Annotated in this window: 23 protein-coding genes and 1 pseudogene; 13 read left to right on the top strand and 11 right to left on the bottom strand. The window is 71.8% G+C overall.

Annotated elements, in window-relative coordinates; translation table 11 throughout:
* The first annotated feature begins 43 nt into the window (after positions 1-43).
* On the top strand, positions 44-658 hold the full coding sequence (locus tag ACFSHS_RS16560) for a TetR/AcrR family transcriptional regulator (protein WP_376878461.1): 615 nt from the start codon (positions 44-46) through the stop codon (positions 656-658).
* Between the two features lie 569 nt (positions 659-1,227).
* On the opposite strand, the gene ACFSHS_RS16555 is transcribed toward ACFSHS_RS16560, so the two are convergent.
* Together ACFSHS_RS16555 and ACFSHS_RS16550 are read right to left on the bottom strand one after the other, a co-directional pair.
* On the bottom strand, positions 1,228-1,524 hold the full coding sequence (locus ACFSHS_RS16555; protein WP_376878459.1) for an anti-sigma factor family protein: 297 nt from the start codon (positions 1,522-1,524) through the stop codon (positions 1,228-1,230).
* Between the two features lie 189 nt (positions 1,525-1,713).
* Entirely contained in the window at positions 1,714-3,540 is a 1,827-nt protein-coding gene (locus ACFSHS_RS16550) for a glycoside hydrolase family 15 protein (RefSeq protein WP_376878457.1), read from the bottom strand.
* A gap of 115 nt (positions 3,541-3,655) precedes the next feature.
* Here ACFSHS_RS16550 and ACFSHS_RS16545 point away from each other — a divergent pair, with 115 nt between their 5' ends.
* Together ACFSHS_RS16545 and ACFSHS_RS16540 are read left to right on the top strand one after the other, a co-directional pair.
* Positions 3,656-5,056 carry a dihydrolipoyl dehydrogenase family protein gene (locus ACFSHS_RS16545; RefSeq protein ID WP_376878455.1) on the top strand — a complete coding sequence of 467 codons (1,401 nt, stop codon included), beginning with the start codon at positions 3,656-3,658 and terminating at the stop codon, positions 5,054-5,056.
* A gap of 19 nt (positions 5,057-5,075) precedes the next feature.
* Positions 5,076-6,335, top strand: coding sequence for a cation:proton antiporter (locus ACFSHS_RS16540; protein ID WP_376878453.1), 1,260 nt, complete (start codon positions 5,076-5,078; stop codon positions 6,333-6,335).
* Between the two features lie 539 nt (positions 6,336-6,874).
* On the opposite strand, the gene ACFSHS_RS16535 is transcribed toward ACFSHS_RS16540, so the two are convergent.
* From ACFSHS_RS16535 to ACFSHS_RS16520, 4 genes are read right to left on the bottom strand one after another with little or no spacing between them, the layout of a single operon-like run.
* A complete protein-coding gene (locus ACFSHS_RS16535; protein WP_376878451.1) occupies positions 6,875-8,488 on the bottom strand; it encodes a GMC oxidoreductase in 1,614 nt (537 codons plus the stop codon).
* Between the two features lie 19 nt (positions 8,489-8,507).
* Positions 8,508-9,440, bottom strand: a complete 933-nt coding sequence (locus tag ACFSHS_RS16530) for a cyclase family protein (RefSeq protein WP_376878449.1) — start codon at positions 9,438-9,440, stop codon at positions 8,508-8,510.
* Positions 9,437-10,258 carry a glucose 1-dehydrogenase gene (locus ACFSHS_RS16525; RefSeq protein ID WP_376878447.1) on the bottom strand — a complete coding sequence of 274 codons (822 nt, stop codon included), beginning with the start codon at positions 10,256-10,258 and terminating at the stop codon, positions 9,437-9,439. The genes ACFSHS_RS16530 and ACFSHS_RS16525 overlap by 4 nt, the downstream gene beginning before the upstream one ends.
* The gene (locus ACFSHS_RS16520) at positions 10,255-10,932 is read right to left on the bottom strand and encodes a hypothetical protein (protein ID WP_376878445.1); all 678 of its coding nucleotides are present in this window, start codon (positions 10,930-10,932) and stop codon (positions 10,255-10,257) included. The genes ACFSHS_RS16525 and ACFSHS_RS16520 overlap by 4 nt, the downstream gene beginning before the upstream one ends.
* 214 nt (positions 10,933-11,146) lie before the next feature.
* Between ACFSHS_RS16520 and ACFSHS_RS16515 the strand changes: the two genes are divergently transcribed.
* Both ACFSHS_RS16515 and ACFSHS_RS16510 read left to right on the top strand, forming a co-directional pair.
* Positions 11,147-11,479, top strand: a complete 333-nt coding sequence (locus ACFSHS_RS16515) for a hypothetical protein (RefSeq protein ID WP_376878443.1) — start codon at positions 11,147-11,149, stop codon at positions 11,477-11,479.
* Positions 11,392-11,727: a LuxR C-terminal-related transcriptional regulator gene (locus ACFSHS_RS16510; RefSeq protein ID WP_376878441.1), complete on the top strand. Its 336-nt coding sequence runs from the start codon at positions 11,392-11,394 to the stop codon at positions 11,725-11,727. The genes ACFSHS_RS16515 and ACFSHS_RS16510 overlap by 88 nt, the downstream gene beginning before the upstream one ends.
* On the opposite strand, the gene ACFSHS_RS16505 is transcribed toward ACFSHS_RS16510, so the two are convergent.
* Entirely contained in the window at positions 11,715-12,413 is a 699-nt protein-coding gene (locus ACFSHS_RS16505) for an RNA polymerase sigma factor (RefSeq protein WP_376878439.1), read from the bottom strand. The two genes, ACFSHS_RS16510 and ACFSHS_RS16505, sit on opposite strands and share 13 nt — an antisense overlap.
* A gap of 136 nt (positions 12,414-12,549) precedes the next feature.
* Between ACFSHS_RS16505 and ACFSHS_RS16500 the strand changes: the two genes are divergently transcribed.
* The 4 genes from ACFSHS_RS16500 to ACFSHS_RS16485 all read left to right on the top strand — a co-directional run bounded on the left by ACFSHS_RS16500 (position 12,550) and on the right by ACFSHS_RS16485 (position 15,590).
* Entirely contained in the window at positions 12,550-12,771 is a 222-nt protein-coding gene (locus ACFSHS_RS16500) for a hypothetical protein (RefSeq protein ID WP_376878437.1), read from the top strand.
* Between the two features lie 1,022 nt (positions 12,772-13,793).
* On the top strand, positions 13,794-14,042 hold the full coding sequence (locus ACFSHS_RS16495; protein ID WP_376878435.1) for a hypothetical protein: 249 nt from the start codon (positions 13,794-13,796) through the stop codon (positions 14,040-14,042).
* Between the two features lie 89 nt (positions 14,043-14,131).
* On the top strand, positions 14,132-14,740 hold the full coding sequence (locus tag ACFSHS_RS16490) for a DM13 domain-containing protein (protein ID WP_376878433.1): 609 nt from the start codon (positions 14,132-14,134) through the stop codon (positions 14,738-14,740).
* A 52-nt stretch (positions 14,741-14,792) separates the two neighbouring features.
* Positions 14,793-15,590: a DUF427 domain-containing protein gene (locus ACFSHS_RS16485; protein ID WP_376878431.1), complete on the top strand. Its 798-nt coding sequence runs from the start codon at positions 14,793-14,795 to the stop codon at positions 15,588-15,590.
* 414 nt (positions 15,591-16,004) lie between these two features.
* On the opposite strand, the gene ACFSHS_RS16480 is transcribed toward ACFSHS_RS16485, so the two are convergent.
* Positions 16,005-16,769 carry a hypothetical protein gene (locus ACFSHS_RS16480; protein ID WP_376878429.1) on the bottom strand — a complete coding sequence of 255 codons (765 nt, stop codon included), beginning with the start codon at positions 16,767-16,769 and terminating at the stop codon, positions 16,005-16,007.
* 690 nt (positions 16,770-17,459) lie between these two features.
* Here ACFSHS_RS16480 and ACFSHS_RS16475 point away from each other — a divergent pair.
* Positions 17,460-17,958 (top strand): annotated as a pseudogene (locus tag ACFSHS_RS16475) (transposase family protein); the annotation flags it as partial.
* A 461-nt stretch (positions 17,959-18,419) separates the two neighbouring features.
* Here the strand turns inward: ACFSHS_RS16475 and ACFSHS_RS16470 are convergent.
* From ACFSHS_RS16470 to ACFSHS_RS16460, 3 genes are read right to left on the bottom strand one after another with little or no spacing between them, the layout of a single operon-like run.
* On the bottom strand, positions 18,420-18,719 hold the full coding sequence (locus tag ACFSHS_RS16470) for a putative antibiotic biosynthesis monooxygenase (protein WP_376878427.1): 300 nt from the start codon (positions 18,717-18,719) through the stop codon (positions 18,420-18,422).
* A gap of 57 nt (positions 18,720-18,776) precedes the next feature.
* Positions 18,777-19,298, bottom strand: a complete 522-nt coding sequence (locus ACFSHS_RS16465; protein WP_376878425.1) for a hypothetical protein — start codon at positions 19,296-19,298, stop codon at positions 18,777-18,779.
* A 39-nt stretch (positions 19,299-19,337) separates the two neighbouring features.
* Positions 19,338-20,108 carry a methyltransferase domain-containing protein gene (locus ACFSHS_RS16460; protein ID WP_376878423.1) on the bottom strand — a complete coding sequence of 257 codons (771 nt, stop codon included), beginning with the start codon at positions 20,106-20,108 and terminating at the stop codon, positions 19,338-19,340.
* Positions 20,109-20,236: 128 nt separating this feature from the next.
* Here ACFSHS_RS16460 and ACFSHS_RS16455 point away from each other — a divergent pair, with 128 nt between their 5' ends.
* From ACFSHS_RS16455 to ACFSHS_RS16445, 3 genes are read left to right on the top strand one after another with little or no spacing between them, the layout of a single operon-like run.
* A complete protein-coding gene (locus ACFSHS_RS16455) occupies positions 20,237-20,839 on the top strand; it encodes an RNA polymerase sigma factor (RefSeq protein ID WP_376878421.1) in 603 nt (200 codons plus the stop codon).
* A complete protein-coding gene (locus tag ACFSHS_RS16450; RefSeq protein WP_376878419.1) occupies positions 20,836-21,066 on the top strand; it encodes a zf-HC2 domain-containing protein in 231 nt (76 codons plus the stop codon). The genes ACFSHS_RS16455 and ACFSHS_RS16450 overlap by 4 nt, the downstream gene beginning before the upstream one ends.
* On the top strand, positions 21,063-21,860 hold the full coding sequence (locus ACFSHS_RS16445) for a methyltransferase domain-containing protein (RefSeq protein ID WP_376878417.1): 798 nt from the start codon (positions 21,063-21,065) through the stop codon (positions 21,858-21,860). The genes ACFSHS_RS16450 and ACFSHS_RS16445 overlap by 4 nt, the downstream gene beginning before the upstream one ends.
* Positions 21,861-22,044 lie beyond the last annotated feature (184 nt).

Below are 22,044 nucleotides of genomic sequence, written 5' to 3'. Positions count from 1 at the left end.
GTGACACGTCAAGACGGTCGTCCGTTCTTGTTACAGTGAACCCATGCCGCGCGTATCCGCCGAGCACCTCGCGGTCCGACGGGACCACATCGTGGCCGCGGCGCTGCGCTGCTTCGCCCGGGACGGCTTCCACGCCACCTCGGTACGTGACGTCGTCCGCGAGTCGGGGCTGTCGGCCGGGGCTGTGTACAGCTACTTCCGGAGCAAGGATGATCTCGTCGCCGCGGCGGTCGAGCCGGTCGTCGAGGGTCTGCTGCACGCCGTCGACGAGGCGGTCCTCGACCGGGGCGCGTCTCCCGGGGAAGTGGTCGGCCGGCTGCTCGAGCGGATCTATCCGCTCGTCGTGGAGGGTGACGTCGACTACACGAGAATCGCAGTCACGGCGTGGGCAGAGGGGCTGCGCGACCCGGCCGTTCGCGGCATCGCCCAGCGGACGTATGGCCGGGTGCGCGAGCGCCTGTCCGAGTGCGTCGCGCACTGGCGTGACGCCGGCCATCTGCCAAACGACACCGACCCGGAGGTGCTGGGCCAGTTGCTGTTCTCGGTCGTCGTCGGCTTCGTGATGCAGCACGCCCTGCTCGGTGACGTCGACCCGCACCGGTACGCCGCGGCCGCCACGCTCCTGCTGCCTCCGGCGCATGGTGGCGCTGACCGCTGATCCGACCGCCTGAGCCGGTTCCTGTCGGGCTCAGGCCGGCCCTAGCCGCCCAACGGCATCACCTCGCCTACGAGGGACTTGGGGCTGCCCCACTCCGGTTGACGTTCCGGTAGGGGCGAGGCCGCTGCTACGGCGTGGGTGCGTGTGTCGTACTCGACCGTGGGCAGTCGGCCGAGGCGTCGTTGCCGCCGGCGGCCGTGGTATGTGCCCCCGATCCAGGTGATGATCGCCAGTTAGACACCTTCTCGGGTGGCCCAACGCTGCCGGTCAAAGACGCTCTCCTGCAGCAGCGCGAAGAAGGACTCCCCCCGAGGCCACCAACAGCCACAGACTCCGACGTGATGGATGTCGCGGGACACGTGTGAACGGCGTCCCGCGACATCGCACGTCGAGCGGGTGACGGGAATCGAACCCGCACAGTCAGCTTGGAAGGCTTGGGACTCCAGGGACCATCTTGGCTGGTCATCGGGGTGCCTGCCCCGCACCGTGCCTTCAGCGTGCCTCTGTTGAGGGGAGTCAGCGCGACGGCCGAAGCCGCGGGTAAGAGGCACAGAGTCTGGTTCGAGCGGTTAGGGACTGTCGCCACGCTCGTCGGCGTGCAGGGTCGTGAAGACGTGGAGCAGCCGCTCACGTGCGGGCTGGGGCAGCGTGGGGCCGGACAGGGCGCGGAGCGCGCTGGTGGTGCCGCGGATCTGCTCCAGGTAGATCCGGCACGGCTCGCACAGCTCGAGGTGCGCGGCGACGGCGCGCTCGACATCCTCGGGCAGGGTTCCCTCGAGATGGTCGGTGACCAGTTCGACGAACTCCTGGCAGGCGATCTCCAGGACATCCCGGTCGGCGGGTCGCGGCGCCGGAGGTTCAGCCACCTCGTGCTCCTTCCCCCGCGACGCCGCGGTACACGTGGTCCAGCTTCGCGTGCCCGCGGGCCGGCATACTCGCGACGGCACCCGTATCGACCCGTTGACGGATCCGGGAGTCGGCCGAGGCGGTGACCGAGACGCCGACGAGCGCCACGCGCACCAGCACACGGGGCTCACCGGCGCCGGCTGATCCCATCATCGACCGTGCGCCGCTTGGTCGATCGCCCATGCCGCATTCACCAGTCCGATGTGGCTGAACGCCTGCGGCACGTTGCCGAGCTGCTCGCCGGTGACCGCATCGACCTCCTCCGAGAGGAGGCCGAGGTCGTTGACGTACGCCACGGCCCGCTCGAAGACCTCGCGGGCGCGTTCGATCTGGCCGGACAGTGCGAGCGCCTGGGCCAGCCAGAAGGTGCACAGCAGGAACGTGCCTTCCTCGCCGGCCAGGCCGTCGACCCCCTCCTCCGTGCGGTAGCGGAACACCAGACCCCGCTCGTCGGTCAGCCGCTCGGCGATCGCGTCGATGGTGGCCAGCATCCGGGGGTCGTCGGCGGGGAGGAAACCGACGATCGGCAGCATCAGGTTGGAGGCGTCCAGAGCCGTGGACCCGAAGTACTGGGTGAACGCGCCCGCTTCCTCGTTCCAGCCCTGCTCCAGCACGGTGTCGGCGATCTCCTCGCGGACCTTCGCCCACTCGTCGACGCGGTGCTCGCAGCGCAACTGGGGGGCGAGCGCGATCGCCCGGTCCAGGGCGACCCAGCACATGACCTTGGAGTACAGGAAGTGCTGCGGCTCCCCGCGCACCTCCCATATGCCCTGGTCCTTGTCGCGCCAGCGGACGGCGGCGGTGTCGGCACACGCGGCGAGGAACCAGCGCGTCTCCTCGTCCAGCGCGGGAAGCTGGTCGGCCAGGCGGGCGGCCGCGCCCAGGAGCTCCCCGTAGACGTCGACCTGTTGCTGATTCCATGCGTCGTTGCCCACCCGCACCGGCCGGCTGTCCCGCCAGCCGCGGAGGTGGTCGAGTGTCCGTTCGCTGAGGTCGTGTTCGCCGCCCACCCCGAACATGATCTGCAGCGACGTGTCCGGGCCGATGCCGCCGGCCCCCGCGGTGGTCATGAACCCGAAGAAGTCCTCCGCCTCGTCCGGGCAGGCGGCCACCCACAGCGCCTCCATCGTGAAGCTGGCGTCGCGCACCCAGGCGTAGCGGTAGTCCCAGTTCCGCTCGCCGCCTACGCCCTCGGGCAGCGAGGTGGTGCCGGCGGCGACGACGGCGCCGCTGGGCTGGTACGACAGCCCGTGCAGCACGCGGCCGCTCAGGTGCACGAGATCCGCCCAGGGCCCGTCGTAGGACTGGTGCAGGTCGGACCAGGACTCCCACGACGCCAGGCTTCGGTCGAGCAGGTCGGCCAGGTCCGTCTGGGACCAGACATGCGCGGACACCGGGTCACCCAGGGTGCTGCGCTGCAGCGCCAGATGGACGACATCGCCGGCACGCAGGCGCAGCCGCGCCCGCGCCCGGCCGTCCTCGAGCGTCGCTTCGGCCGGCAGCGTGAGCACCAGCCAGTCAGCGCCGCCCCGGGCGGCGACCCCGCCGTCCACCTGCGACAGCAGCGGGGCGATCAACCCGTACTCCGGCCGCGGCCGGTAGTCGACCAGCACGTCGACCTCTCCGGAGGTGCACTCGAGCCGGCGGACCAGGACGTGCGGGACGTTGCTGCCGAGCCGGTGCCCCTCGTTGTCCGGGCCCAGGCCCAGCGCGTCGGTGAGCTGGAGCTCGCCCCCTGCCGTCCGGAACGTGGTCTCGAGAGCCAGCGAGCGCCCGGCGTAGCGACGGGTCGCCGTCCACTCCGCCTCCGGCCGCACCGACCAGTGACCGGCGTCGTCGTCGAGGAGCGCGGCGAAGACGGACGGGCCGTCGAAGCGCGGGAAGCACAACCACACGACAGTGCCGCCGCGGTCGACGAGAGCGCACGAGTGCCGGTCGGAGAGGAACGCGTGGTCGGCGATGGGGGTGGAGCTCATGGGGGTCTCCCGGAGGTCAGGGGGTCTGGTTCTTTCGTCCTGGCGAGCGGCGGCCTGTTACGCGTAACGCCGGGCGGGCGACGGTGGACGACGGCATGGAGTCCGAGGAGGCCTGATGTCCCAGTTCCGCCCTGCAGCACTAGAGGCCGACGTCGTCGTGATCGGAGGAGGGCCAGCGGGAGAGGTCCTCGCCGGCCGGTGCGCCGGCCGAGGCCTGGACACCGTGCTGGTGGAGGCCGAGTTGATCGGCGGGGAGTGCTCCTACTGGGGGTGCATCCCGAGCAAGACGCTGCTCCGGCCGGGCGACGTGCTGGCGGCGGCCGCCCGAGTGCCGGGCGCCGCGGCGGCCGTGACGGGTCCGGTCGACGTGTCGGCCGCGCTCGCCCGTCGCGACTACATGACATCCCATTGGACGGACGACGGTCAGGAGCGCTGGCTCGCCGATCACGGTGTGCGGCTGCTGCGGGGAACCGGGCGGCTCGCCGGCACGCGTCGGGTGCGGGTGGACGGTGGTCCTCAGTTGGTCGCTCGGCGCGCGGTCGTCCTCGCCACCGGCAGCGAGGCGGTGCTGCCGCCGGTGCCCGGGCTCGCCGACGTGCGGCCCTGGGACAACCGGGCGGCCACTGCTGCCAAGGAGGTGCCGGGTCGGCTCCTCGTCCTGGGTGGTGGGGCCGTCGGGCTCGAGCTGGCGCAGGCGTTCTTCCGGCTGGGCGCTGCGGATGTGACCGTCGTCGAGGCCGGCTCGAGACTGCTGCCCCACGAGGAGCCGTTCGCCGGCGAGGAAGTGCTGGCGGCTTTCGAGCGGGAAGGCATCGCCGTGCACGTGGACACGCGGTTGGCCGCCATCGGACGCGACGGCACCGACGGACCGGTGCACGCGACGCTCAGCAACGGGCAGGAGATCATCGCTGACGAGGTGCTGGTGGCCGCCGGCCGCCGCCCGCGCACCGACGACCTCGGTCTGGGCACCGTGGGATTGAGACCCGGACGCCCGGTCAAGGTCGACGACCGGCTGCGTGCCATCGGGGTTCCCGGCGCCTGGCTGTTCGCGGTCGGGGACTGCACCGGTCTGGCTCCGCTGACGCACATGGGGAAGTACCAGGCCCGGATCGCCGCCGACGTGATCACCGGCCGGGACGTCCGCGACCGGGCCAGCCGGGACGCCGTGACCCGGGTGACCTTCACCGATCCGCAGGTGTGCGCGGTGGGCCTGACCGCGGCCGAGGCGCTGCAGCGGGGGATCGCCGTCCGTGTCATCGACGTCGGCACCGGCGACGTGCCGGGCTCATACGTGCTGGGCGACGGGCTGCAGGGCACGACGAGGTTCGTGGTCGAGGAGGCGTCCGGCGTGCTGGTGGGCGCCACGATCACCGGCAGCGGCGTCCAGGAACTGCTGCACTCGGCCGCCGTCGTGGTGGCCGCGCACCTTTCGCTGAGCGAGCTGCGGCACGCGGTCCCCGCCTTCCCGACCGTCGCCGAGGTCTGGTTGCACGCCCTGGAAGCGGCCGGTCTCTGACCTCGTCCGGAGGCCCTCGGTGCCGGAACTCAGCTTCACGAACCTGCTGATCGTCGCCGCCGTCGCGGCGGCGGTCCCGCTGGCGCTGGGCTGGGCGCCATGGCTGCGCGTTCCGTCGGTGGTCGTGGAGATCGTCGCCGGGGTGGTGCTCGGTCCGTCGGTCCTCGGCTGGGTCGCGGCCGATCTCCCGGTGCGGGTACTGGCACTGTTCGGACTCGCCTTCCTGCTGATGCTGGCCGGGCTGGAGATCGATCTGCGCGAGCTGCGCGGGCGGTTGCTCGCTGTCACCGGCCTCGGCTACGCGCTCGGCCTCGTGCTCGCCGTGCTGGTGGTGGGAGGTGCGCGGGCCGCGGGCTGGACGTCGGCCCCCCTGTTCCTGGCCATCGCCCTCACGGCGACCTCGCTCGGACTGGTCGTGCCGGTGCTCAAGGACGCCGGTCGCGCTAGGGACGCCGTCGGGCAGACCGTCATCGGGGCGGCATCGGTCGCCGACTTCGCCGCCATCGTGCTGCTGTCCCTGCTCTTCTCTGCTTCCGGCGGCGGCGCGGGGACGACGGCGGCCGTCCTCGCCGGGTTCGGCGTCCTCGTCGTGGTGCTCGCGCTCGGCGCCGACCGGGTTCGAATGTCCATGCGGTTCGGCGACGTGCTGGTCCGGCTGCAGGACACCACGGCCGAGATCCGCGTCCGGTTGGTCGTGCTGATCCTGATCGCCTTCGTGGCGCTGGCCGAGCGGCTGGGGCTGGAGACGATCCTCGGCGCCTTCCTCGCCGGCGCACTGGTGGGTCTGGTCGACCGCGACTCCTCCACCCACCCCCGCTTCCGCGCGAAGCTCGATGCCATCGGCTACGGGTTCCTGATCCCGGTCTTCTTCGTCAGCAGCGGGGTGCAGCTGGATTTACGCGGCCTGCTGGACGCACCCGCGACCTTCCTCCAGGTGCCGGTCCTCCTGCTCGCCCTGCTCGTCGTCCGCGGCCTGCCAGCGGTGCTGTACCGCCGCTCCCTGGGACGGCCGGGGTGGCTCGCCGCCGGTTTGCTGCAGGCGACCTCCCTGCCATTCCTGGTCACCGCCGCGCAGATCGGCACGGAGACGGGGCGGCTGTCCGCCACCACGGCCGCGGCGCTGGTGTTCGCCGGCCTGCTGTCGGTGCTGATCTTCCCGGCAGCGGCGCTCGGCGTCCTGGGCCGTCCGGGGGGCACCTCGGTGCCCGAGCCAAGCCGATCCGAGCCCGGCCGGAGGCGCAGTCCCGTGCCGATCGACGGTGCCGACCTCGTGCGGTGATGAGCTCGGCCTGCTCGCCGTCTGCGTCGGCCGCCCACGGTCGGTCGCGCGGCGGGGGAGCAGGTCGGAGACCTCTATCGGCACGACGCCGGTGTGAGCTGACGCCGGTGGGGCGCACACGGGGAGGGAACGGGGACGCGCAGGCGGCCGACGACGAGGTCTGCGTGGACGACCGGTTGGCCATCGGCGACGACAGCTTCGAGGGCACGCAGCCTCGGGTCCCCAGCTGCACGGTCGGCGTCCGGCTCGCGGACCCGCGGATGCAGGCCCGCTTGACCGGGCACGGCCGCCCGGAGTTCCACCTGGTCGAGGCCCGCGAGGTGCCGGTGCGCTGGTCGTGCCGCACCGGCGTCTGCCACAGCTGCGCGACGTCCGTCGTCCGACGGAGCGGTCCGCTACGACCCCGAGCCGCTCGAGGCTCCCGGCGGGGAGCTGGTCCTGATCTGCTGCGCCCGGCCCGGTGACGCTCGACCTGTGGACAGGCGGAGCCACCGCTGCCGGGACCGCTCGGCCCCGGCAGCAGTGGCCCGGCAACCAGGTCAGCGGACCGGGCTGGCGGCTGGATCCGGTTGCCGCGGCGTCGGCAGACCGGCGGACGCGGCTGTCCGGGCACCGAGCCGGTCGGCAATCCCGTCGGCCACCCGCAGCGCGTTCGCGATGATCGTCAGCGTCGGATTCACCGCGGTGCTGGAGACGAAGAAGCTCGAGTCGGCGACGTAGAGGTTGTCGACCTCGTGCATGCGGCAGTCGAGGTCCAGCGGCGCGGTGGCCGGGTCGGGCCCGAACCGGATGGTGCCGTTCTGGTGCGCGACGCCGCCGATACCGAGCTGACCTCCCGCGTACTGCCGGTTCTCGTAGACGTCCTGCTCGCACCGGATGGAGTCGAGCAGACCCTGCAGCCGCATGCGCAGGCGGCTCACCTCGGCGGCGTTCGTCCGGGTGTAGCGCAGGGTGATGGCGCCGTCCCGGTCGACCGTCACCCGGTTCTCGTCGAGCGGCAGGTCCTCTGTGGTCAACCAGAAGTCGATGGAGTGCCGCGCGAGATCGGCCGGATCCCGCGCGTCGGGGACGTCGAAGCCGATGAGCACGGCGTCGCTCTTGCCGTTCATCTGGATGGAGCCGACCGGGTAGTCCCAGTCCGGGTCGAACGGGTCGGACCAGTAGAAGTCGTTGACCCCCAGCGTCTTCTGGAACCGTGTGGGGTTGGGCGTCTTCGAGAAGGCGACCAACCCCGAGTTGTTGTGCAGCATCAGGTGGCGGCCGACGTGACCTGAGCCGTTGCCCAGACCGGCCGGATGCCGGTCGTCCGCCGACGCCAGCAGCAGCGCGGCGGAGTTGATCGCACCGGCCGCGAGGACGACGACGTCAGCCGTGTACTCCTCCCGCTGCCCGTCGCGGTCGACGACAACGCGGCTCACGCTGCGCCCGGAGGGATCGGTCTCGAGCCGCGTCACCCGCGCCCGCGTCCGCAGCGTCACGTTCGGGTGCCGCAGCGCCGGCTCCACCGTCATGACCTGTGCGTCGGCCTTGCCGTTGACCAGGCACGGAAAGCCGTCGCACGTCGCGCAACGGATGCAGGCCGACCGGTGCGGCTCGGCCTCGTCGATGAGGATCCCGTTCGGCAGCGAGAACGGGTGGAGGCCGGCGGCCGTGAGGTCGGCTCGCAGCTGCGCGATCCGGGGCTCATCCGTGATGGCCGGCCACGGATAGGGTCCGCCGGCCGGTGGGTCGTCCGGGTCCTCGCCCCGAGTGCCGTGCACCTGGTACAGCTGCTCGGCGCGGTCGTAGTACGGCGCGAGGTCGGCGTAGGAGATCGGCCAGGCGGGGGAGACGCCGTCCACGTGCTGGACCGGGCCGAAGTCGCGCTTCCGGAAGCGGTAGAGGATCGCCCCGTAGAACTTGGTGTTGCCGCCGACGTAGTAGTGCTGCTTGGGGGAGAACCGGTGGCCGTCGGCGCCGTCGGTCCACTGCCCGCTGTTGTGGTAGCGCTTGTCGGCCCACAGCGCCTGCGGATCCCAGTTCTGGATCTCCCGGCGCAGATAGTCCCCCCGCTCCACGAGCAGGATCTTCTTGCCGGTGGGGGCCAAGGCCCAGGTGACGGCGCCCCCGCCCGCCCCCGAACCGATGACGATGACGTCGGCGTGCTCGGTCATGGTGTGTCTCCTCGCGGTGTCACGTGATCGCGAGCGGCGTCACCCACGCACCCGTGGCGCCGCGCAGCTTGGCGTGGCTGACCACGAGCAGGAACTCGCGCAGCCCGGCCGCGGCGGCCTCGGCCAGCCGCAGGTTCTCCAGCACGACGACGCCGTGCCGGACGTTGAGCGTCTGCGGGACGACGAACGGCTCGGCCGGGTCCTCCGGCGGCACCGGGCCGTAGCTCCAGGTGTCGCAGCCGGTCAGCGCCACGCGGTGGGCGGCCAGCCATTCGGCCAGGTCGCGGCCGGGCCCGGGCTCACCCTCGGAGTAGCGGTCGTCGTCCACTCCCCACCAGCCACCCCAGCCCGTGTGGAACAGGACGCCGTCACCCGGGCGCAGCCGGCGGCCCTCCAGGGCCGCCTCCGCATCGGCGACCGTCACGACGTCCCCCGGCTCCAGCCGGTCGCCGCCGCGGAGGGCGGCGATGTCGAGCAGCAGGCCGCGGGTGACGATCTGCGGCAGCGTCTCGACGCCGAGCCGGTTGGTGCCCCAGTCCTCGACGATGTCGGCCAGCCGGTGCCCGTTGTACGTGCGGTCGCCGACCTGCAGGTGGTTCAAGGCATCGAGGTGGGTGCCCATCTGCTGGGTGGCGGTGATCTGCTCGACGATCCAGTTCACCGCGTTGCGACCCCAGCCCTCGGGGCTCCCGTCCGCCCGCCGGCGGTTGACGTAGTGGTAGTTCGTCGTCAGATACGACCGGAACGTGCGGCCGGGGAACGCGGGGACGTCTGCGTGCAGCACGTGCGCGAGGTCGAAGACGCGGCCGCTGCGCACGAGCGAGACCGCGGCGAGGACGCCCGCCGGGGTGATCTCGTTGAGCCCTCCGGCCTGGTCGTCCGGACCCCACCGGGACGGGAACCACCCCGCGGTCCGCTCGGCGACGGATGTCCGGTGCGACAGCGTCGTCATTCCGAGGACCAGGTGGTCTCGAACGACGGGTAGAGGGTCAGCCCGCCGTCGACGAACAGCGTCTGTCCGGTGATGTATGCGGCCTCGTCCGAGCACAGGAAGGCAGTGGCCGCCGCCATCTCCTCCGCCCCGCCGGCGCGGCGCATCGGGATGTGGCTCTCCACCATCCGCCTCTTGACCGGATCGTCGATCCAGGAGCGGTTGATCGGCGTCACCGTGGCGCCGGGACCGATCCCGTTGACCCGGATGCCGCGGCCGGCGTACTCCAGCGCGAGCGTCCGCGTCAGGTTCTGCATGCCGCCCTTGGAGACCGAGTAGCCGACGAACCGCGGTTTCGGGATCAGCTGGTGGACGCTGGAGACGTTCACGATGCTGCCGCCCGTGCCCGAGGGCAGCCAGGAGCGGATCGCCTGCTGGGCGCACAGGAACGCGCCGCGCAGGTTGACCGCGAGCACCTTGTCGAACGCGGCGACCGGGAGTTCGTCGCTGTCGGCGGCGATCTGGATGCCCGCGTTGTTGACCAGGAAGTCGATTCGCCCGTACTCCGTGAGCACCTGCTCGAACATCGCGGCGACCTGCTCCTCCCGGGAGACGTCCGCGGCGACGAGGATCGGATGGGTGCCGGCGGCCGACATCTCCTTCATGCAGATCTCGACGCCGTGCTCGATCGCCTCCTTGGTCGCCTCGGCGCCCTCTCGCGGACCGACGTAGTTGATGGCGACGTCGACGCCCTCCTCGCCCAGCCGGATGGCGATCGCCTGGCCGATCCCCGAGCTACCGCCCGTCACCAGCGCCTTCTTGCCCTGCAGACCCCTCACGTCCTGCTCCTGTCCCTGAGTACCTGTCGACGTCCCTCGGAGAAGAAGGCGACGGCGTCGTCGGTCGTGACGATGTGGTGCGCGCCGAATGCGGCTCCGAAGGCGGCGTTCCAGAAGGGGTCGACGGACGGCCGTCCCTCGTGCGGGCCGACGTAGAGATAGGGCTCCGGCAGCGCCGCGTCACCGGGCGAACAGCCGTAGTTGACGGCCTCCAGCACGACACCGAGATCGAAGTGCTCGGGCCAGAGCACCGGCTCCATCGGCTCGCCGACCTCCTCGGCGAAGCGGCGCAGCGCCGCGTCGCCGAGGGCGAACCAGTCGGCGAGCCAGCGGGCAGCCGTCGGATCGACCGGCAGCGGCGCATCCGGGTCGGCCGACGTGGCGGGCGGGTAGCTGCCGCGCAGCCCGAGCTCCACGCCGGCGAAGCGCGCGGCTCGGCCCAACGTGGTGAGCCGCTCCGAGCGGACGGCGTCGTGGCGGATGACCAGCAGCTCGTCGCCGGCGACGGCCAGCTGCCGGTCACCGAAGCCGACCGTGGTGGCGAAGCCTCCGGGATACGGCCGCAGCCGGATGGTGCCCTGGGCGGCGAACTGACCCGCGGCGAGAACGTGCTCGGCCAGCCGGTGCCAGCTCGCCCGCGTGGTCATCAAGACCTGCGGTGCGGTCATCGTCATGCCCCGCAGTCCCGCGCGGAACGGGTGGCGTTACACCGGAGCCCGGCCATGACCACCCCGATACGCCGGGCGGCTGCCGGCGGACGACGTCCACGTCGGAGTGCTCAGGGCGCTGCACGCCTTCATGGCCGGAGACGTGCCAGGTGCTGTGGAGCGGCTCGGCGCCCTGCGGGGTCGGCGCACCGACTCCTTCCTCGTCACCGTCCAGCACCTGGTGAGCGGGATCTGCGCGCTCTGGCTCGGCGACCTGAAGCAGGCGGGGGAGCGGCTGAGGCGTGCGGCGGCCCAGGCCGAGCACACCGAGAACCAGCTCGCCCAGATCCACGCCCTGGACGGGGAGGCGATGGTCGGGGTCCTGACCGGAGATCTCCGGGCGGCGGAGCAGGTGCTCGCCCGGGCCTACGCCGTCGTCAAGGTCCCCGCCCTGGCCGCGGCGCGGCTGGCCGCCGCCCGTGGCCGGTGGGGGAGGCCCTCGTCGCCGCCGGCCACGCCGCCGAACTGGCCCGCCGGGTCCGCCCGTCCGCTGCGGCGCTGGCCGAGTCGCTGACCGAGCGAGAGCTGGCCATCCTCGCTCTGCTCCCGACCACGAAGTCGCAACGTGAGCTCGCCGGCACGCTGTTCGTCAGCCCGAACACCCTGAAGACCCATCTGCGGTCCATCTACCGGAAGCTCGTCGCCCACTCGCGGGACGACGCGGTCCTGCGCGCCCGGTCCCTGGAGCTGCTCCGACCCGGTTCACCCGGCAGCGAGTCGCCGGTAGCGGCGGCTCTCGGCATGGACCATCAGCGGTCGTAGTAGTCCTCGAGCGCGGCGCGCAGCGCGGCGCGGCCGCGGTGCAGCAGGACGCGCTGATTGCCGGCCGACAGGTGCAGCGCCGCGCAGGTCTCCTCGGCTGACATGCCTTGCACGTCGCGCAGCTGCACCACGAGGCGCTGTCGCTCGGGCAACTCAGCCAGTGCTCGTTCCAGTCGCTCGCGGACCTCCCGGTTGAGCAGGCCGTTCTCCGGCTGGTCCCAGGGGCGAGGTGCGCCGGTCGAGGTCCAGTGCCCGGGGTAGGCGTCGTCGGGCCCTCGGAACCGGGCCGGGTCGACCGTGGGTCCCGACGTCGGGGAGCCGGTGAGCTCGGGGGAGGACACGAGCCGCGTGTCGCGGGCGAACCGGCTCTTCGCCCGGTTGATCACGATGGAGAACGCCCAGCTCCGGACCGACGAACGCCCCTCGAAGCGCCCGATCCCGCTGATGACCCCGAGCCACGCCTCCTGGACCACGTCCTCCGCGGCGTGCCGGTCGTGCACGTAGCGCCGCGCGACGGACAGCATCACCGGCGACCACGCGTCGACGACGGCGGCGAAGGCGGCGGCGTCCCCGGCGCGCAGCCGGTCCAGCAGCTCCTCCTCCGGAGGCACGGGGGCCCTTTCGCCCACCGTGCCCCTGTCGGCGGGGTCGGTGTCGGTGAGCGCCGGGCGATTGAGCGAAGGCATCGGTCCTCCCCGGGCTGGCTGCTCGTCAGCCTCACCCGATCGGGCCTCGGGTCGCTTCCTCCCGGAGGCGATCTCACCCGGGTGAGCTGCGGGCGGGGTGGATGTCTCCAGGATGCCCGCGGAGCACGCTGGAGGCATGCCCGAGCGGTTCTACCGGATCACGGTGAGCGGGACTCTCACCGAGCGCCTTGCTGCTGCGTTCGAGCCACTGCGCCTCGCCGGCGTCGACCGGGAGCGGACAGCGCTGGCCGGGGTCTGCGGCGACTCCGCCGCCCTCTTCGGGGTCCTCGACCGCCTCCGGGACCTCGGGCTGGAACTGCTGGAGGTGGAGTCGGCCGAGGTCCGGCGCGACCCCTGATCCCGCGGCCGCGCTCACCCGTGCTCGTGGGCGGGCCTGATGCCGGCCGGTTGCCGTCGCGACGCCCTCGACGGCGCGGTGCAGCGCGTCGAGCTTCCGGAGGACGGCGTCGATGTCCGCGGGTCGCGGGCATCCGCGTGGGCTTCAGCCAGACCACGATGTTCCTACCGGGACCGAGGCCGGCCTCGGCGACGTCGTCGGCACCGTCGGCGGCCTGGGTCCGGAGCGCGGCCTCGAGGTCCGCGCGCCGCAGCTCCTCCTTCCGCAGCGATCGATCCAGGAACCGGCCGTCCCGCCGGGCCACGACGTCGTCCGGGGAGTCGAACGGCCGCCCGCCGTAGTGCTGGACGACGGTCGTCGTCGCCCCGGTCGGCAGTCGAGGGAGGACAGGCGCGCCGGGGGGTCGAGGCCGCCGTGCTCGCAGGCGAGCAGGCGGGAGGTCCACGCGGTCATGCCGTTCGGCATCACCGCGCTGCCGGGCACGGGGGTCACCCGTTCGGCTCCCGGGCCGACCCGGTCGCCGTCCAGCGCGATGCGCTCGCCCGGCGCCGCGGGCGGCCGGCCCCCGGGTGTCGTGGCGACGTAGAGGGCCTCGTCCGATCCGAGGTGCGTCGGGCCCTCGCGGGCGTCCCACCGGGCGAGGACGGACAGCGAGCGATGCGCTCCGGTGACCGCGGCGAAGCCTGCGTCAGCCCTCAGGAAGGCGTCCGCCGGGAGGTCGCTCACCGCTCGCCGGTCCGGATCTGCGCATCGTTCGCCGCCCGGTCGGTGCTGCCGCGCCTGCTGCCCCGAGCACCCACGCCCGCGCCTCCCGTTCCGCGCTCGCCGGTGGTCGCCGGCTCCTGCACGTGCTGTCCCGGCTCGGAACCCGACGTTTCACCGGGGTGGGCGGCCGGTCGTGTAACCCCCGGCGGGCGTGGTCCGACACAAGGGATGGAGTCCCGTCCCGGCGGGCGGCGAGCCGCGAGGCATCGTCGCCACGGCGGACCGGGCCGTTCGTCCGAGGTCAGGAGTGGTGGGTCATGTCGCGCAGCACGAGGAACGGGTCGCGGCTCCTCGAGCTCGCCCGTCGCGAGCAGGGTGCCGTCGAGGTCACGCTGTTCTGGGACACGTGGACCGGCGAGGCGCTCGTCGTGGTCTGGAACTGGCGCTCCGGGTTCTGCCTCCAGCTGGAGGCAGGCGCCGACCAGGCCGGCTACGCGTTCGCGCACCCCTACGCCTTCGCCGCCGCGAGCGGGGTTCCTGCCGGCGACATCCGGCAGGCCGCCTGACCGCTGGTGGCGGTCAGCGCGGCGGGCCGGTGCGGCGGACGCACCTGCCGCCTCCGTAACGAAGCAGAGCGCAGCGGAGACCATCTGCCATGACGCGTGCGAAGAAGTCCCCGGTCCGTACGGACGAGCCGGGCACCGGGTCGGGGTCACCCGAACAGCGCCCGCGGCTGTGGCGCGGGAGATGGGTCGGGCCGGCGGCGGTCGGGTTCGCCGTCCTCGCGGCCGCAACGGTGATCTGGTTCCAGCCGCAGAAGCTGCTGTACGACCAGCGGGTCGACGAGGTGCTGCCGAGCGCGGTGGCCGAACCCTCGCCGGCGGCCTCGGGACCGCCCGCTCCGACAGCGGCAGCGGCGCCCGTGGAACTGGCGACGGGCAGCTTCGCCTCCCGCGAGCACGAGACCGTCGGCACGGCTCGTGTTCTCCGCCTGCCCGACGGCCGGGTGATTCTCCGATTCGAAGGCTTCGCGACGTCCAACGGTCCGGTGCTGGTCGTCTGGTTGACGAGGAACTCGGCGCTCGGCGCGGAGGACGCGTTCGACGACGAGTACGTCGACCTCGGGCCGCTCAAGGGCAACGTCGGGGGCCAGAACTACGTCGTCCCCGCCGACGTCGACAGCACCGCGTACACGAGCGTCGTCATCTGGTGCGATCGCTTCGACGTCCCCTTCGGTGCAGCCGACCTCAACTTCCCGAACTGACAGCGCCACGCCGGTGCCCTGCCGCAGCCCGAGTACATCGTCCGGAGGAGCCATGACGAATCGATCCGCGCCAGCGGGCCGCGACTATCCCGCGATGGCGGCCGAGGCCGGTCGCGTCGAGCCTGCACCGCGGCGCGTGCGGGCCACCCTGGGCGGCCGGACCGTCTTCGACTCCGTCCGTGCGCGCTACGTGTGGGAGATCCCGTTCTATCCCCAGTACTACATCCCGGTCGAGGACATCGACGTGGCAGTCCTGGTCGACGAGGGGCGGGAGTTGCGGCTGCAACGCGGAACCGCGCGCCGGTACGGCTTGCGGGCGGGTGGCGAGGAACGTCCGGGCAGCGTGCGCCTCTTCGGTGCCGACGCGGTCGACGGGATCGCCGGCACCGCCCGCTTCGACTGGGCCGCCCTCGACGCCTGGTACGAGGAGGACGAGCAGGTGTTCGTCCATCCTCGCAATCCCTACGTCCGGGTCGACGCGCTGCCGTCACACCGCCACGTCCGCGTGCAGTTGGACGGTCACCTGCTGGCCGACACCACGAGCCCGGTGCTGGTCTTCGAGACCGGGTTGCTCACCCGCTATTACATCCGCCGCACCGATGTGGCCCTCGAGCAGCTCGTCCGGACCGACACCCAGACGGCATGCCCGTACAAGGGAGTCACCTCCGACTACTGGTCCCTGCGCGTCGAGGGCATGACGCCGAAGGCGTACCAGGACATCGCCTGGTCCTACTCGTTCCCGACGCGACAGCTCCTACCGATCGCCGGCCTCGTCGCCTTCTACAACGAGAAGGTCGACATCGAGGTCGACGGCGTGGCGCTGCCGCGGCCGCACACCCGTTTCGTCTGATCGTTCGTCGCAAGTCGGCGATCGGCGACGACGTCACAGGGAAGTCATCCTGACGCCGCCTGTCCGGCCGGGTGAAGGCGTTCGTCGACCCACCGGCCAGGGGCTGGTGAGGGCGTCGGCCTGCTCATGGCGGGACGCCCGTCAGCACGGTCAGCGGCGGGTCCACCCCATCGGCGACGCCGGGCCGGCGCGCAGCGCCAGGGCGGACGACCGCTCCGGCCGGGCCGAAGGGAGGCGCCCGGCCGGTGCCGTCGTCGGCGAGACCGCCGAGCCCCGGCCGGTCGACGGTGGCCGTAACGCTCAGGTGCATCGTGTGGTCGGGATGACGGCGCTGACGCGGCCCGTGCAGATCTGCCTGACCTCGGCCAGGCCGCCGGCTTCCGCTTGGCCGCCCGGAACGGCTCACGTGGCGGCTCAGGACTCCTGATCGTCCTGCTGGACCTCACGGTCGGGGATCTCCTCGACGGCCACCGGCACGATGGCAGGAGGCCCGAAGACCCTCGCGGCGGCCGTGATCGTGCCCTTCAGGACGTACTGCATGTAGTTCGCGGCGGCCATGGGACCCAGGCCGAAGGGCAACAGCCCGGCCAGCAGGGGCGGTCCGACCGCCAGCGCCCATGCCCGGAGGATCTCCGACTGGGAGGCGGCGAGCTCCTGCCGCTGCGTCGCCGTCAGGGCCGCCAGGGCGTCGTAGGCAGCGGCCTTCCCGATCAGCGACGCGTGGGGTCCCAGGATGGCGTCGGGACGGATCCTCCCGGTCTTGTCCAGCTTGACCGCCCCCTCCGTGAGGACCAGGAGGACGGCGATGCGGGTGAGTTCGGGGTCGGTGAGGTCTCTGTCGTGGAGCAATCCAACCTTGATCGTCGCACTCACCGCCTCCTTGAGGACTTCCCGCAAGGCGACCGGGACCGCGGCAGCCGAGATCGCCGTGCCCACACCCGGCAGGATCGACGGCAGGGAGAAGGAGACCGCTCGCGCCGCCCTGATCCGGTTTCCCCGTGTCACCTGGTTGACCAGGTCTCCCGGCGCGACCAGGGGCCTGCCCGCCCGCACCTTGTCGACGGCCTTCTGGGCCTCTTCGAGGGAGGGTTGGAGGGTCCGGTTGATCAGCGCCATCGCGCGCTCGACGGTGGCCTCGATGTCGAACTCTGGTTTCGGGAGGTTGAAACCGCCGGTCATCTGAGTCTCCTGTCCGTTGGCGACTCATGAAGGATGTCAGCCGGCCCTCCCGAACGGAGATCGCAGGGACGACCCGCCGATCAGGCGGTGTGCACCCGGCTCCTGGCCGGGAGCCGGGTCCGGTCCTAGCCGTCGAGCCGTGTGGACTGTCGATCAGCGGGCGGCCTGCCACACAGCCTGACCGCCTCAGTGGGCAGTCGGAGATGGACCGCAACGGGTAGTTGCGGCGCCGCGGGAGAACGCCCCCACCCGACCCCCGCCAGGCGGTCGGCCGAGCAACCGGCACCGGGGAAGGCCGTTTCCGCTGGAGGAGTGGTCGTCATCCCCGGGAAGTGACTGATCGGTGTGACCGTCGCCTGTGAGGCCGCCGGCGTCTTTCGCACCACTGCTACCGGTGGGTGGCCGGGGCCGAGACGTACGGCCTGCCGGCGCTGATGCCCAAGGACCGTCGAGCCCCGGTGATGCGGACGCGATGACCGCCGAGGGCGCCGGATCCGGTAGTCGGGTGACCGCACTGACAGGCGCTGGGGCGCTCCCCGGGCGGCATCTCTTCTGCCAAGAGCGACCCGGCGGTGGACCTCACTCGCCGGTGACACACCCTGAACGGCGACCGAACCGCACGAGCAGGGTGCGGCCGCGTCCCGGCATCACAGTGGGATCACATGGGCTTCATTTCCGGAGGCCCGCGCAGGTCCGGGGACTCCACGCCGCTGGGCGTCGGGCGCTGGACCGGCTCTCGGCAGTGCCGGGGACCTGCCGCTGAACGTGCTGGTCTCCGGCGCCAACCGGCCCGACAGTCTTCGTCGAACCGATCCTGAACCGGATGACGCCGATCAAGCGCGGTGGCCGTGCCCATTCCCGTCGCCGACCGCACGAGCTCCATGGGGACAAGCGCTACGCCGACCCGCGGGTCCGCCGCTACCTACGCCGCCGCGGCATCACCCGCATGGCCCGGATCGGAGTCGACTCCAGCCAGCGGCTGGCGCCACCGCTGGGTCGTCGAACGCCCCTCGGCGGGCGGCTGTCCTACCAACGCCTCGCGCTGCGTCACGACCGCACCGCCCTGACCATCACCGCCCTGGCCCTCCTCGCAGTCACCCAGCCGGATCACCCGGACGGTGCAGGGCCCGAGCAGGGTGTGGCGCTCGTGCTCGAGTCGCTTCGCCTTCCCGCTCGACAGCGGATATGAGAAGGGACTCTGTCGCCGCTCAGAACCACCCACACCGGCATGGCGCCCGACTGCGCGCTACGACGGGAGGGGTCAGCAGCGCGGCCTGAGGGCGTCGAAGCGAGTCACCCCCATGCCTCTCCGTCTCCGCGTGCGCCCCAGATCGAGTCGTCGACACGGTGGCCGGTTCACTCGTCGGGCGTCCGGCCGCAAGTCGCGGGGCGCGGGTTCGCCGACATGGAACCTTCCCCCCGCGTCGCGGTCGGATCCGTCGAGCAACGAACCGGGCCGCTTTCGGGCGGCTCCCGACCCGGCGGCGTCGCGGCTGTCACACGGCTCGCGACCGGGCTTCGGGTGGCCCGACCGCGAGCCGGTCCGAAGGGTAAGTACAGCGGAGCCCACCGGGGCTGCGGGTCGCGACGGCTGCGGGTCGCGACGGGCCGTTCGGACCGGCGACGCCGCAATGGGTCTCCGACCAGCGATCATGCGTTGGTGTCGGCCACGGTGCGCCAGTTGGCATAGGCCGGCTCGCCGGCGATGAGCGTCTTGAGCTGGTCGGCCCAGGCGGCCGTCTCGGCGCGGGAGTTGTTGCGCTCCGCTTCCTCCCTGGAGGAGAAGTCGACGATCAGCAGGTACTCCCCGGGCTGCTGGAGATTCGCCAGGACGCGGGCGCCTTGGTAGCCGGGGGCCGTGCCGTGCTGGTCGGCGTGCCAGGTGGTGATCAGGTCCCGCATGGCGGCCTCGTCGGTGGCTCGCACCGCGATGGTCTGCACGAAAGACATCACCTTCTCCTTTCCTCTCTCAGTCGTGTGGTGTGCGTGGTGTGCCGGATCGCCGCCCTACCGGAGGGCGTCCTCGGTCGTGACCCCGTGCGCCCGGGACTCGAGCACCGCTGGCAGCGCGATCAGGGCCCCCACGACGAACACCGCCGTCGCCAGGTAGATCAAGCCCAGGTGACCGATCGTGTCCAGGTCGTACGGGTAGTGGGCGGGGAGCGCGACGGCCAGGCCGAGGACCGGCGTGGCGACGGCCGTCACGTACGCCCAGACCTCACCCCGGCGCACGCCGAACCACGACAGCGCGGCGGTGGCCAGGCCGGCGGCGGCGATGAAGCCGGCGACGGCGATGTGCAGGTGGGAGACGTACTCGTACAGGCCGACGTCCAACGCGCGGAGCTCGTCGCGGTCCACGCCGACCTCGGCGGGGCCGATGCCCAGCTCCAGGAACGGACCCGTGAAGTTGCGGAGCAAGAAGATCACGGCGTAACCGATGAAGGCCAAGCCGGCGAGGGCCATGATGGCGCCGCCGAGTCGGAGGGATCCCGATCTGTCGACCGCGGAACGGTGGCTGATGGTGGTCATGGTCATCTCCTTTCCAAGAGGGTCTCGACGACCCCGGTCTCAGTTGCGTGGCTTCGCTGCCAGCAGGGACAGGCTCTTCACCCCGTACGTGGCGCTCGCGCCGCGCGCCCGTCCCGAGAGGAACTGGTAGGGGTTGCGGCGCTCCACCACGACCCGCAGGCCGGCTGCCTCGATGGCCGTGCGGTAGTCGTCCTCCTGCGCCGCACCCCCGATGCACGAGGCCCAGAGGTCCGGGTCGCACGTGATCGACTCCTGCAGGCGGCGTTCGGTCACGATGTCGGCGATCGCCGCGCGCCCGCCGGGCCGGAGAACGCGCGCGATCTCGGCGAAGACCCGCTCCTTGCGCGGGCAGAGGTTGATGACGCCGTTGGAGATGGCGCAGTCGAAGCTCGCGTCGTCGGCCGGGAGGTCCTCGATGCGGCCCTCACGGAAATGCACCTGGCCGAGATCGAGATCGGACGCCAGCCGGCGGGCCTTCGCCAGCTGCTCCGGCGTGAAGTCCACGCCGAGGACGCGTCCGGTGGACCCGACGGCCGCCGCGGCGACGAAGGAATCCGTGCCGGAGCCGCTGCCTAGGTCGATCACCTGCTCGCCGGGGCGAAGGGACGCCAGGTCGAAGAAGTAGCCGACCCCGGCGAACGAGTCCACGGCGGCCCGCGGCAGCCGGTCCAGGACGTTGCCCGGGTACCCGAGACGCTCGGCAAGTGCCCGGCCCATCTCGAAGTGGTACCGGCCGTGCGGCTGCTCCGCGACGTGGCGGTAGAGGTCCTTCACCTTGGATTCCAGCACCGAGGTGTCGACGGAGGTCATCGTTGGCTCCTCCCCGGCCGGGGCCCTTCCGCCGGCCTTCATCAAGGAGGACGGCGAGCAGCCGGACCGCTGTTGCACTTCCGGGCGGATGCAATAAGAACGTCGTGCATGACGTCCTAGGAGTCGTGGTGGCCGTTGGCCTGGACGCGGCGGACAGTCGAGTCAGGGACCGACATGAGCAGTTCCGCGCGCTGGCGCGGGAGCAGCTGCCGCGCCTCGTGTCCCTGGCTCGCAGGCTGGTGGGTGAGGACGCCGAGGACGCCGTCCAGGACTGCCTGCTGAAGGCGTTCCAGAGCATGGACCAGCTGCGCGACGAGGCGGCCGGGCAGGCGTGGCTCACTGCGATCCTGGTGAACTGCTGTCGTGACCGCGGCAGGGCGCGTGCCCGCCACCCGCAGGAAGTCGATCTCGACGAGGTCGAGGAGTTCTCCCTGTACCGGAAGATCGCCTACGAGGACCCGTTCCCGTACTCGGACTCGCTGCACCTGGACTTCCTCGCCGAGTTCGGGCCCGAGGACGTGCACGCGGTGCTGATGCGATTGCCCCCGCTCTACCGCGTGCCCCTGGTCCTCGTCCACATGGAGGGCTTCCTCGCCAAAGAGGTGGCCCGGATGCTCGGCGTCCCGCTCGGCACGGTGCTCGCACGGCTGCACCGGGGGCGGAAGCTGTTCGAGAAGGAGATGTGGGACTACGCCGAGAGCAGTGGGCTGCTGAGGAAGGGCCGGCGATGATCGACTGCGCGCAGACCGTCCGGCAGCTCTGGGAGTACCTCGACGATCTCGTCGGCGAGCCGGACCGCGAGCTGATCGAGGACCACCTGTCCCGCTGCCTGCGCTGCTGCGGAGAACTGGAGTTCGTGGCGGAGCTGAAGCGGTTCCTCGCGCGGTCCCGTCACGACAACGTCCCGGACGACGTACTCGGTCGTCTCCGGCAGACCCTGGAGGAGCTGGGCCGATGACACGCGACCTCATGCACGCGAGCGAGGTGAAGCGGATCGTCCGGGAGGCATACCGCAGGGTCCCGCCCACGACGACGGCCGTGGCGCAGAAGTTCTACAGCGAGGAGGAGCTCGAGCTCGTCCCGCCTGCGGCGGTCGACCGGGCTCTCGGCGTGGCCAACCACCTGCGCTTCGCCGATCTGCGGCCCGGCGAGACCGTGCTCGACGTGGGGTGCGGCGGCGGGATCGACACCATCCTCGCGGGTCGGCGGACCAGCCCGTCGGGACGTGTGATCGCACTGGACTTCCTGCGCGAGATGCTGGAGCGCACCCGCGCGGCGGCCGCGGAGGCAGGGCTGGGCAACATCCGTCCCATCGAGGCGGAGATGGAGGCCATCCCGCTGAGGGACGACACCGTCGACGTCGTCGTCTCCAATGGTGTGATCAACCTGTCCGCGCGCAAGGCGCGGGTGGCCGCTGAGTGCGCCCGCGTGTTGCGACCGGGCGGGCGGCTCTGCGTCTCGGATCTCACCGTGGGACAGGATCTGCCGGCCGAGATCCTCACGCATCCCGCGGCCTGGGCCGGATGCGTCGCCGGAGCGCTGGCCGAGGACGAGTTCGTGCACCAGCTGGAGCGGTCCGGGTTCGTCGACGTCGAGGTCCTGACGCGTCAGCCGCTGGGCGTGGACGACTGTGCGCTCTACCCGCTGTTCCCCGACGAAGTGATCGAACTGATGCGCATCCTGATCCCGCCCGCCCGGCAGACGCACGTCGCCGTGTCGGTCATCGTCCGGGCCGCCGTACCCGAAGTGTGAGGCGGCCGGACGCACCGTCACGGTGCGACGACGAGTCGGCGTAGCGGCCCCGCTTCCTCCCACGGCTGTAGGCGGTGAGCCGTCTCGATTGTCTCGTTTACGACGCAGAGGAGGTACGCGGCCTCGGCGGCGCTTGAGGGCGAGGGCGTTCAAGGGCGAGGGTCTCGTGCCGCCTCGCGGCCCT

This window comes from Blastococcus deserti (assembly GCF_042682525.1).
Taxonomy (GTDB): Bacteria; Actinomycetota; Actinomycetes; order Mycobacteriales; family Geodermatophilaceae; genus Blastococcus_B; species Blastococcus_B deserti.
This window is presented reverse-complemented; position numbering and strand designations above follow the sequence as displayed.

What these genes read in the sequence shown, in the direction of transcription:
- ACFSHS_RS16560 (WP_376878461.1), top strand. Translation starts at nt 44, where the DNA reads ATGCCGCGCGTATCCGCCGAGCACCTCGCGGTCCGACGGGACCACATC.
- ACFSHS_RS16550 (WP_376878457.1), bottom strand. Translation starts at nt 3,540, where the DNA reads ATGAGCTCCACCCCCATCGCCGACCACGCGTTCCTCTCCGACCGGCAC.
- ACFSHS_RS16545 (WP_376878455.1), top strand. Translation starts at nt 3,656, where the DNA reads ATGTCCCAGTTCCGCCCTGCAGCACTAGAGGCCGACGTCGTCGTGATC.
- ACFSHS_RS16535 (WP_376878451.1), bottom strand. Translation starts at nt 8,488, where the DNA reads ATGACCGAGCACGCCGACGTCATCGTCATCGGTTCGGGGGCGGGCGGG.
- ACFSHS_RS16530 (WP_376878449.1), bottom strand. Translation starts at nt 9,440, where the DNA reads ATGACGACGCTGTCGCACCGGACATCCGTCGCCGAGCGGACCGCGGGG.
- ACFSHS_RS16520 (WP_376878445.1), bottom strand. Translation starts at nt 10,932, where the DNA reads ATGACGATGACCGCACCGCAGGTCTTGATGACCACGCGGGCGAGCTGG.
- ACFSHS_RS16505 (WP_376878439.1), bottom strand. Translation starts at nt 12,413, where the DNA reads ATGCCTTCGCTCAATCGCCCGGCGCTCACCGACACCGACCCCGCCGAC.
- ACFSHS_RS16500 (WP_376878437.1), top strand. Translation starts at nt 12,550, where the DNA reads ATGCCCGAGCGGTTCTACCGGATCACGGTGAGCGGGACTCTCACCGAG.
- ACFSHS_RS16495 (WP_376878435.1), top strand. Translation starts at nt 13,794, where the DNA reads ATGTCGCGCAGCACGAGGAACGGGTCGCGGCTCCTCGAGCTCGCCCGT.
- ACFSHS_RS16490 (WP_376878433.1), top strand. Translation starts at nt 14,132, where the DNA reads ATGACGCGTGCGAAGAAGTCCCCGGTCCGTACGGACGAGCCGGGCACC.
- ACFSHS_RS16485 (WP_376878431.1), top strand. Translation starts at nt 14,793, where the DNA reads ATGACGAATCGATCCGCGCCAGCGGGCCGCGACTATCCCGCGATGGCG.
- ACFSHS_RS16480 (WP_376878429.1), bottom strand. Translation starts at nt 16,769, where the DNA reads ATGACCGGCGGTTTCAACCTCCCGAAACCAGAGTTCGACATCGAGGCC.
- ACFSHS_RS16470 (WP_376878427.1), bottom strand. Translation starts at nt 18,719, where the DNA reads ATGTCTTTCGTGCAGACCATCGCGGTGCGAGCCACCGACGAGGCCGCC.
- ACFSHS_RS16465 (WP_376878425.1), bottom strand. Translation starts at nt 19,298, where the DNA reads ATGACCACCATCAGCCACCGTTCCGCGGTCGACAGATCGGGATCCCTC.
- ACFSHS_RS16460 (WP_376878423.1), bottom strand. Translation starts at nt 20,108, where the DNA reads ATGACCTCCGTCGACACCTCGGTGCTGGAATCCAAGGTGAAGGACCTC.
- ACFSHS_RS16450 (WP_376878419.1), top strand. Translation starts at nt 20,836, where the DNA reads ATGATCGACTGCGCGCAGACCGTCCGGCAGCTCTGGGAGTACCTCGAC.
- ACFSHS_RS16445 (WP_376878417.1), top strand. Translation starts at nt 21,063, where the DNA reads ATGACACGCGACCTCATGCACGCGAGCGAGGTGAAGCGGATCGTCCGG.